This is a genomic window from Komagataeibacter saccharivorans (assembly GCF_003207825.1).
Lineage (GTDB): Bacteria > Pseudomonadota > Alphaproteobacteria > Acetobacterales > Acetobacteraceae > Komagataeibacter > Komagataeibacter saccharivorans.
In genome coordinates, this window is record NZ_NKTY01000048.1 from 1 (window position 1) to 7,772 (window position 7,772).

A 7,772-nucleotide genomic window follows, 5' to 3' on the forward strand; every position below is an offset into this window, starting at 1 on the left:
GACGGCGGGATCCGCCGCATTTTCGGGCGCGTCCTCGGCGAGTGTCGTCTCCAGCTCTTCCAATTCGAGTTCGAGCTGGGCCAGCAGGCGGCGCCCCCGCTCCGACGAGGCGCCGAAACGGTCCTGGCGCATCCGCGCGATAAGATGTTTGAGATGGGCAATCTGCGCTTCGGCGCTGGCCGCACGGGCTTCCGCGACCTCGGCACGCGCCTCGGCAGCGGCAAGTGCCGCGCGCAAGGCGATGATGTCGTCCGTGTCTCCCGTCATGAAGGCAGTTGATCACATGGGCGCTCAAAAGGGTACCAGTATATGCTGACCTGGCGCGGTTTTTATTATCCCGCCAGTTCAGGTCTCCATGTTTTCTGCGGATTGCGCCAGTCCACACCCTCCAGCAGACAAGTCAATTGTGACGGGGAGAGATGGATCGCTCCGTCCTTTGCCGAAGGCCACAAGAAATGCCCGCGCTCGATCCGCTTCGCATATAAGGAAAGGCCGATCCCATCGTGCCAGATCAGTTTCACCAGGTCGCCGCGTCGGCCCCTGAAGGCATAGACGTCACCCGCGAAAGGGTCACGACCCAGTGCTTCCTGGACCTTCAACGCCAGCCCGGGCATCCCCAGGCGCATATCGGTTACACCGGCCGCCAGCCATATCCTCAGCGTGGAAGGAAGCGGGATCATGATCGTAGTGCGCCCACAATCTCACGCAGACGATCAGCGGACAGCCCTGCGTCGAACTCCAGCCGCACACCGTCCGGAAAGACCAGGCTGACGGCTTGGCCGGACAGCGTTCCCTGTTCTCTCCGACGCTCCGATGGCTGCGGCTCGGGGGCCGGGGCTACCATGACAGGTATGAACGATGTCCCGCCTTTGGCCTGCGCTTTGGCCCGAGCCTCTCGCCGCCAGCGAAACACCAGACTGGGATGGATCCCATACTGTGCAGCCACCTCCCTTATGGGGCGTCGGCTCTCGTAGGACGCGATGACCACTCGCGCGCGAAATTCAGGGGCGTGCCAGCGGCGGCGATCCGAAACGATCTCGATCCGCGAGGCGTCCGCCAGCCTGTCCCGCTCATCGGTCTCTCTACCGCTCCTTTGGAGCCTCTCTGCGGTACTACCTGCGACACTCGCAGGTAGTACCGCGTCCCTATCTCTTAAATCGTTCATGCTTCATAGCTGAACCAGGCCAGAAGTATTCAGCAAGGCGTCAGTCGCCGGGAGCTTACAAGTGCGGACAAGGTTGGTGCACACTGTCGCCTCAGCGCTCGAGACTGCTGGCCGCCAGTCATTGCGTGAGGGAGTACGCTCTTTGGTTCTCGCCGCAGTTCAGGTAGACATCGAGCGTCCGCTTCTCGCCTCACGACTGGATGAAATCGAAGCGAAGCTGCCTCTCAAGACCGACCATCGCCGAGTTGATCTGCCCCCTGCTGAGTGGCCCAGAGACTATGATAGTCTTGACCACGAAAGGGACGACAGATGCCATTCAAGAAGCACAAGCCGGAAGAGATCATCGGCAAGCTGCGTGAAGTTGAGATTGTGCTGGCGCAGGGGGCTTCGACCGCCGAAGCATGCCGTCGGATCGGGGTCAGCGAGCAGACCTATTATCGCTGGCGCAAGGAATATGGCGGGCTGAAGACCGACCAGGCAGGGCGGATGAAGGATCTGGAGAAGGAAAACCAGCGGCTGCGCCGAGCGATCTCGGAGTTGACGCTGGACAAGCTGATCCTGCGGGAGGCGGCAAAGGGAAACTTCTAAGCCCGCGCGGCGGCGGCGCTGCATCGATCAGTTGCGACGAGAACTGCCGATCCCGGTGTCCGAGCGACGGATATGCCGGGTTCTGGGTCAGCATCGATCGACGCAGCGCAAGGTGCCGCGCGGGGCGGATGACGAACAAGCGCTGACGGAGGACATCATCGCCTTGGCGAAGCAATATGGCCGTTACGGCTACCGCCGGGTGACGGCGTTGCTGTGTCATACGGGGTGGACGGTGAACCATAAGCGGGTTGAGCGGATATGGCGTCGTGAAGGGCTCAAGGTGCCGCAGCGCCAGCCAAAGCGTGGGCGTCTATGGCTCAATGACGGATCATGCATCCGGTTGCGGCCCGAGTACCCGGGGCATGTGTGGGCCTATGATTTTGTCGAGGGGCGCACGCATGACGGGCGAAAGTTCCGCATTTTGACGATCATCGACGAGGCCAGCAGGGAGTGCCTGGCGCTCATCGTTGCACGGCGGCTCAGGCACGAGGATGTTCTGGCGGCCTTGGCCGATCTGTTCATCTCGCGCGGTCCGCCTGCACATATACGGTCCGATAATGGCAGCGAATTTATCGCGACCGCCGTCCAGAAATGGTTGGGGCAGATTGGCGTGAAGACGCTCTACATCACGCCGGGATCACCATGGGAGAATGGCTATAACGAAAGCTTCAACGGGTCGCTTCGCGACGAACTGCTCAATGGCGAGATCTTCTACAGCCTCGCTGAGGCCAGGGTGCTGATCGAAGCCTGGCGGCGGCATTACAACACCGTCCGCCCGCACAGCAGCCTCGGATACCGACCACCCGCCCCGGAAACGGTGACACCGCCATATCCGGCCTCCGGTTCCGCTTCGCTCCACCTTCGCCCGGATATGGGGGCGATGAGCTTAATCCACTAACAAACCAATCGGTCCACTCGGTGGGGGCAGGGCACTTCATGTTGTCAAAAATACCCCGCCGTGGCACGCCACCGAGTACGCGGAAGGCCTCGGTAAGCGCATCAAAAAGCATCTCGTGGGTCTGCAGGGGATAGGCCCTGAGTATGAAGGCCCGGCTTAAGGACAGTTTGGTGTGGGCAACCTGCAGCTTGACGCGATGCCCGGCAATGACCGCCCAGTCCTCGCCCCAGTCGAACTGAAAGGCTTCCCCGGGCTAGAAGCGCAGGGGCACAAAAACACCACGACCCGTTGTCTGGCACTGCCTAGTGCTGTTCGTGTTTCCACTGCCTGATGAAAGCAGCCACCCGTCCATAGGATTCATCATAGCCCAGTGCCACAAGATCCTCATGCAGTCGCCGCGCCGTGCGCCGGTTCTTGCGGGATCGGGCGGCTTCCAGGACCAGCCATCCCCTCAGCCTGTCAGCAAACGGGTCCAGTCGGCCGGGACGTTCGGGGACCTGGAACCGCGGTTCAATACTCTGTGCCCGGAGATATTTCCGGATCGTATTGCGTGACAGTCCCGTCCGGCGTTCGATCTCGCGGATCGGAAGATGATCCCGGCAGTGCCACCGACGGATCACACTCAGAAGCTCCATGTCAATCACTCCTCACACCCCCAGAAGAGGATGCCGGGGAGTGTGGGGGCATGGGTCAAATCTCGATGAAAATTTCTGCCTTTCACGGGTCAGTTCTCAGTGAAAATCAACATTCTAACGACCTTATCTTCATCTCAGCCATATTCCTGTAATGAATGCGCTGAATTTCCGGAACCAGAGAACCTCCTGTTGCCCAGATAACATGTGTCGCGTGATCTGGAACGATCTGATGTCTCTTCAGATATCTCCGCCCTGCTTCGGTTTCATTAAGCCATATTGGCCCGCGCAGTCCGGCCGCTGCAGATGGTTCCAGTAAAAATCCCAGATATTTTTCTACAAGAGCCATATTTTCATATAACTCGTCATCGGAAACCGTAAATACGCCTGCCAGCATTTCCTGAATGCGACGCGCGACAAACAACGACGCCTGTCCGACGGCAAGTCCGTCGGCTTCCGTTTTGTTATCCAGTCCGATTTCTGCAACGGAGACCGGCTCCATCTGGCCAGAACATAACTGGAGCAGCATGGAAGGTGATGCAACCGGTTCAGCAAAAAAGCAGTGTACGTCTGGGCCAAAAATCGCTTTCAGCCCGACCGTAATGCCGCCAGGTGCACCGCCTACCCCGCACGGTAGATAAACCAGCAACGGCGTCTGGCTGTCCACCTTGCGCCCTACCGCATGCAATTGCATTTTCAGTTCCAGTGCTGCGGTTGCATAGCCGTAAAACAAAAGGGCGGATGCTTCATCGTCAACAAAGTAGTCGGACTCTTGCATGAGCGAACGCGCCGTCGCAACTGCGACGGAATAGTCCCCCTGATGTTCAACGACAGCCACTCCCCGCGCCAGAAGACGATCTTTCTTCCATTGTCTGGCATCGGCAGACATATGGACTTCCGATCTGAACCCAAGGGCAGCCGACAGGGTACCGATTGCAAGGCCCAGATTTCCAGTGCTGCCTACGAGGATCTTATGTGCGGAAAAGAGTTCTCTGGCCGCCTCTCCTGCCAGACAATGCCTGTCAGAGTCGGGACTGATGATGCCATGGTCAAGCGCGAGTTTTTCGGCATAGGCGAGAACCTCGTGAAACCCACCCCGCGCCTTGATCGAACCTGCGACTGGAAGCAGGTCATCACGCTTGATGAACCACGCACCTGGTGCGGTTACGGGCGAACGTGTGGCCAGTTTCTCCGCATCGGTCAGGGGAGACTCAATTCGACCATCTGTCGGGCCCAATTCGTTGAAGAGCTCTGCGAGAAGCGGTTCACACCGCTTGAAGCGAGCACCTGCATCAGCGATTCCAGCTAATATGGACTGATCAGGGCGGCGGTTAGGGGACAGCCGATTATTAAGCCAGAGACAACGCTTTTTCGTGCGCAGGCAATCTATAATATGGCTATAATCTTTGCTATTCGTCATTTCACGCGGCCTGAATGATGCTGGTCTGGCGACGATGTGTAGCGCGTCGTGGCATCAAGCGGAAACGATATATTCTAATTGATACATTAGTGGAGCTAATGGATATGCCTCTGCCCTCAACATCAGTTCTGGGAGCGCTTCGCAGCTTTCATGTCGTCGCAACGAAGCTCTCATTTACGAGGGCAGCCACCGATCTGTGCGTAACCCAGGGAGCGGTCAGTCAACAGATCAGGCTGCTTGAACAGCATCTTGGCCTCAGATTGTTCATACGATCCGCGCGTACCCTGACATTAACAGGAAAAGGAGAGGCATTGCACAAAGTCATGACACGTGTGTTCTCGGATACCGAGGCTATTCTTGAAGAACTACAGACACCCGATGCGCCTCTGCAGATAAGTTGCTCGCCTTCGTTTGCCCTGCATTGGTTGACGCCCCGTCTTGCGGATTTTAACGCACGGCATCCTCATGTCCCGGTTCGACTTGTTGCAGAGTTTCAGGATCTGGATTGCGAGGAACTTGCACGAGGCCGTATCGATATCGCCATTCGTTACGACCCAAAACAATACAATGATGTGGCGGCGGAAGACCTGCTTGATGAGTTTATTATTCCTGTATCGACACCATCATTTGCAGAAAAAGAACAACCGCTGGAAATAAGAAATATCCACCTTCTGCACGATAACGAACCGTGGACAGGTGCCCCTGAATATTGTGAATGGAATGACTGGATAAAAGAAAATATGGACGATTACAAATGCACGGTTGGCGGATCGCAGTTTAATCTGTCCAGTCTCGCGCTGGGATCTGCTCTGAAAAATCAGGGTATGGCAATGGGTAGAATGGCCCTGGTGTATGACGACATTCTTTCTGGAAGACTTGTTTTCCCATTTGGGAAGCCGGTGCCTGCAACAGCACGTTATGTCCTGATCTGCCGTGACGCCGCAGACAGGAGAGTAAATGTTTTCACGAATTGGTTAAGAACCGAATGTGCCCATTTTCGGCGACAGCGAGACAACATGTTGAAATCCATGCCAACGGAGGACCGTTCATTGAAAAGCAGATGATTGTCCGCCCGACAGGGATACCAGAACGCGTAAGACGATATCAAAAAGTGCCCGCACCATGGGAGAAAACTACCCATGTAGAAGTATTTAAAAAAGTAGTTACCAAATGACTGACATAAGCCTGTAGTAATCCGTTTACTGAATGCCTATCAATGACGATAGCTTACCAGATCATGCTCATATTGGGTCAGTTGCCCCAACCCGGCAGCGTTGTGCATAGGTACTCGGGCTATATCCGGTGTTTTTTCTAAAGGCGGCAGCAAACGCGCCCAGACTTTCGTAACCAACTGCGGCGGCGACATCGGTCACACGTTCGCATCGCGCCAGCCTCTCCTGCGCATTAAGAATACGCAGGCGCTGCCGCCAGACTGAAAACTGCATTCCCGTATCAGCGGTAAAATGGCGGATGAAAGATCGTAAAGACATTCCTGCCATATCTGCCCACTCCTGCTGTCCTCGTGGATCAGCGGGAGTGACACTCAGGGCTTCTGCGATCCGCTTTAGCCGGGCATCTTCGGGAAAAGGTAGTGAAACAGAATGACGCGGAATGGACAGGAATTCATCCCAGAAGCTTTCGGCCAGCCTTGTAAAGCTGTCCTGCCATATTGCCACTTTGGCATTTTGCGACAGACGTTCAACCTGAGCCATCAATAATCGCGTGCAGTCTGCCACAAAAGGCTTCTGTGCAACTGAAGAATACCTCTCAGCAGTAATATACAGATTCCAGCCTGCGATAGCACCGTGGGAGCGTGCTTTATGAACAAAGCCAGAAGGCAGCCAGAGAAGCTGCCCCGGCCCGATAAGCCAGTAGGAATTTTGAATCATAACGGCCATAACACCGCTTTCCACGACGAATATCTGCCCCTTTTCGTGAACATGCAGGTCAGTGGTCCGGCGGTTCGTCTGTCTTACGGGACTTCCAGATAGCCAGAGAGCGCCACATGACGGAGCAGGATCTTCTGATAAAAAGGAAAACGGTTTGGTGTGCATGAGTCGAATTATGGCCTACGGTCGGTAGAATGCCAAAAGCATCTCCTTTAAAATCTGCTGGTCCACTCAATTCACAAGATTAAAGGGGATTCCATGTCTTCCACACACCACGAGCAGATCATCAGGGAAATGTTCACCACATTCACGGACTTTGGTTCAACTCCGGATAAGCTGCTAGATTTCATGACGCCGGACTATCGGCAATTTGTCGATGGACGTGAAATGACGTTGGACGACTTCCGGGTTCACACACATGCCTTACGCAACGCTCTTGGTGCGTTGGAAATAGATATTCAGCATGTCGTATGTGAAGATGATAAGGCTGCCACCGTGCACGTGGCTCGTGCAACACGTCGTTCCGGCGAGCAAAGTCTGATCAAGGTTATTGCCTTTTATCAGTTTCGAGAAGGCCGCATCTGTCTGGTGGATGAACTGACGCACGTTCTGGAAGGTAGTGGAAGCGATCGGGCGCTTGGGGCGCTACAATGAGAAAACCCAGTCAATTCGAGCAGATGTTCTCATTTCAGATATGAAGTGTCTGCTTTCGGAAAACACAAATGAACTGGTGAACGACTGCAATGAAGGCGTAAGTAGCCTGCCGCTTGCCATGCGCTGAGCGGATCTATCACTTGCGCCTCATCTCGGATATTTTCGGGTGGCTGAAAATTTCACAAAACTGGATATTGGTGGAGTTTAGCCAGCCTATTTTCCATTTAGTGTATGCGCGCGGTTTTTCTACATATTACGGCGTGTCGTCAGTTAAGCAGGATGATGATTGAGGCGAACTGCACGGCTGCGAGGAAGGTCGATTTCAGTTTATCGTAGCGGGTTGCGATAGCGCGAAACTGCTTGAGTTTATTGAAGAACCTCTCAACAAGGTTCCGTTCGCGGTAGAGAGAAAAATCGGTTTCCCGTCGTGTCGTTCTGTTGCGTTTTGGCGGGATGACCGGGGTAATCCCGCGCTGTATCAGCCGATCGATCAACCTGTCCGCGTCATACGCCTTGTCAGCGAGGA

Annotated in this window: 9 protein-coding genes and 1 pseudogene; 3 read left to right on the forward strand and 7 right to left on the reverse strand. The window is 55.4% G+C overall.

The genetic code is table 11. The features are described from left to right. The 3 genes from CFR79_RS14770 to tnpA all read right to left on the reverse strand — a co-directional run. On the reverse strand, window positions 1-267 hold a 267-nt coding region (locus CFR79_RS14770; RefSeq protein ID WP_456305897.1), incomplete at its 3' end, for an IS66 family transposase. Window positions 268-332: 65 nt separating this feature from the next. Beyond that, window positions 333-680 carry an IS66 family insertion sequence element accessory protein TnpB gene (gene tnpB, locus CFR79_RS14775; RefSeq protein ID WP_019092242.1) on the reverse strand — a complete coding sequence of 116 codons (348 nt, stop codon included), beginning with the start codon at window positions 678-680 and terminating at the stop codon, window positions 333-335. Further along, entirely contained in the window at window positions 677-1,165 is a 489-nt protein-coding gene (gene tnpA / locus CFR79_RS14780) for an IS66-like element accessory protein TnpA (RefSeq protein WP_061276868.1), read from the reverse strand. Before tnpA ends, tnpB begins: the two co-directional genes overlap by 4 nt. A 309-nt stretch (window positions 1,166-1,474) precedes the next feature. Here tnpA and CFR79_RS14785 point away from each other — a divergent pair. Beyond that, window positions 1,475-2,651, forward strand: a protein-coding gene (locus CFR79_RS14785) for an IS3 family transposase (protein WP_110548407.1) whose coding sequence is annotated in 2 segments (ribosomal slippage) — window positions 1,475-1,752 and window positions 1,751-2,651 — 1,179 coding nt in all. Because the reading frame shifts where the segments join, the coding sequence is not laid out codon by codon here. Window positions 2,652-2,685: 34 nt separating this feature from the next. Here CFR79_RS14785 and istA read toward each other — a convergent pair. Continuing rightward, a pseudogene (gene istA / locus CFR79_RS14790) lies at window positions 2,686-3,286 on the reverse strand (IS21 family transposase); the annotation flags it as partial. A 106-nt stretch (window positions 3,287-3,392) separates the two neighbouring features. After that, on the reverse strand, window positions 3,393-4,703 hold the full coding sequence (locus tag CFR79_RS14795; RefSeq protein WP_110548408.1) for a D-serine ammonia-lyase: 1,311 nt from the start codon (window positions 4,701-4,703) through the stop codon (window positions 3,393-3,395). A 98-nt stretch (window positions 4,704-4,801) separates the two neighbouring features. Here CFR79_RS14795 and CFR79_RS14800 point away from each other — a divergent pair, with 98 nt between their 5' ends. Continuing rightward, window positions 4,802-5,767: a LysR substrate-binding domain-containing protein gene (locus tag CFR79_RS14800; RefSeq protein WP_220030307.1), complete on the forward strand. Its 966-nt coding sequence runs from the start codon at window positions 4,802-4,804 to the stop codon at window positions 5,765-5,767. 177 nt (window positions 5,768-5,944) lie between these two features. On the opposite strand, the gene CFR79_RS14805 is transcribed toward CFR79_RS14800, so the two are convergent. Beyond that, window positions 5,945-6,757: an AraC family transcriptional regulator gene (locus CFR79_RS14805; protein ID WP_110548409.1), complete on the reverse strand. Its 813-nt coding sequence runs from the start codon at window positions 6,755-6,757 to the stop codon at window positions 5,945-5,947. 93 nt (window positions 6,758-6,850) lie between these two features. Here CFR79_RS14805 and CFR79_RS14810 point away from each other — a divergent pair, with 93 nt between their 5' ends. Continuing rightward, on the forward strand, window positions 6,851-7,246 hold the full coding sequence (locus CFR79_RS14810; protein WP_110548410.1) for a nuclear transport factor 2 family protein: 396 nt from the start codon (window positions 6,851-6,853) through the stop codon (window positions 7,244-7,246). Between the two features lie 266 nt (window positions 7,247-7,512). On the opposite strand, the gene CFR79_RS14815 is transcribed toward CFR79_RS14810, so the two are convergent. Beyond that, window positions 7,513-7,772 (reverse strand): transposase (locus CFR79_RS14815; RefSeq protein ID WP_146220161.1); only part of this gene is annotated, 260 nt, incomplete at its 5' end.

Coding starts and splice junctions, on each gene's coding strand:
- tnpB (WP_019092242.1), bottom strand. CDS start 680: ATGATCCCGCTTCCTTCCACGCTGAGGATATGGCTGGCGGCCGGTGTA.
- tnpA (WP_061276868.1), bottom strand. CDS start 1,165: ATGAACGATTTAAGAGATAGGGACGCGGTACTACCTGCGAGTGTCGCA.
- CFR79_RS14795 (WP_110548408.1), bottom strand. CDS start 4,703: ATGACGAATAGCAAAGATTATAGCCATATTATAGATTGCCTGCGCACG.
- CFR79_RS14800 (WP_220030307.1), top strand. CDS start 4,802: ATGGATATGCCTCTGCCCTCAACATCAGTTCTGGGAGCGCTTCGCAGC.
- CFR79_RS14805 (WP_110548409.1), bottom strand. CDS start 6,757: ATGCACACCAAACCGTTTTCCTTTTTATCAGAAGATCCTGCTCCGTCA.
- CFR79_RS14810 (WP_110548410.1), top strand. CDS start 6,851: ATGTCTTCCACACACCACGAGCAGATCATCAGGGAAATGTTCACCACA.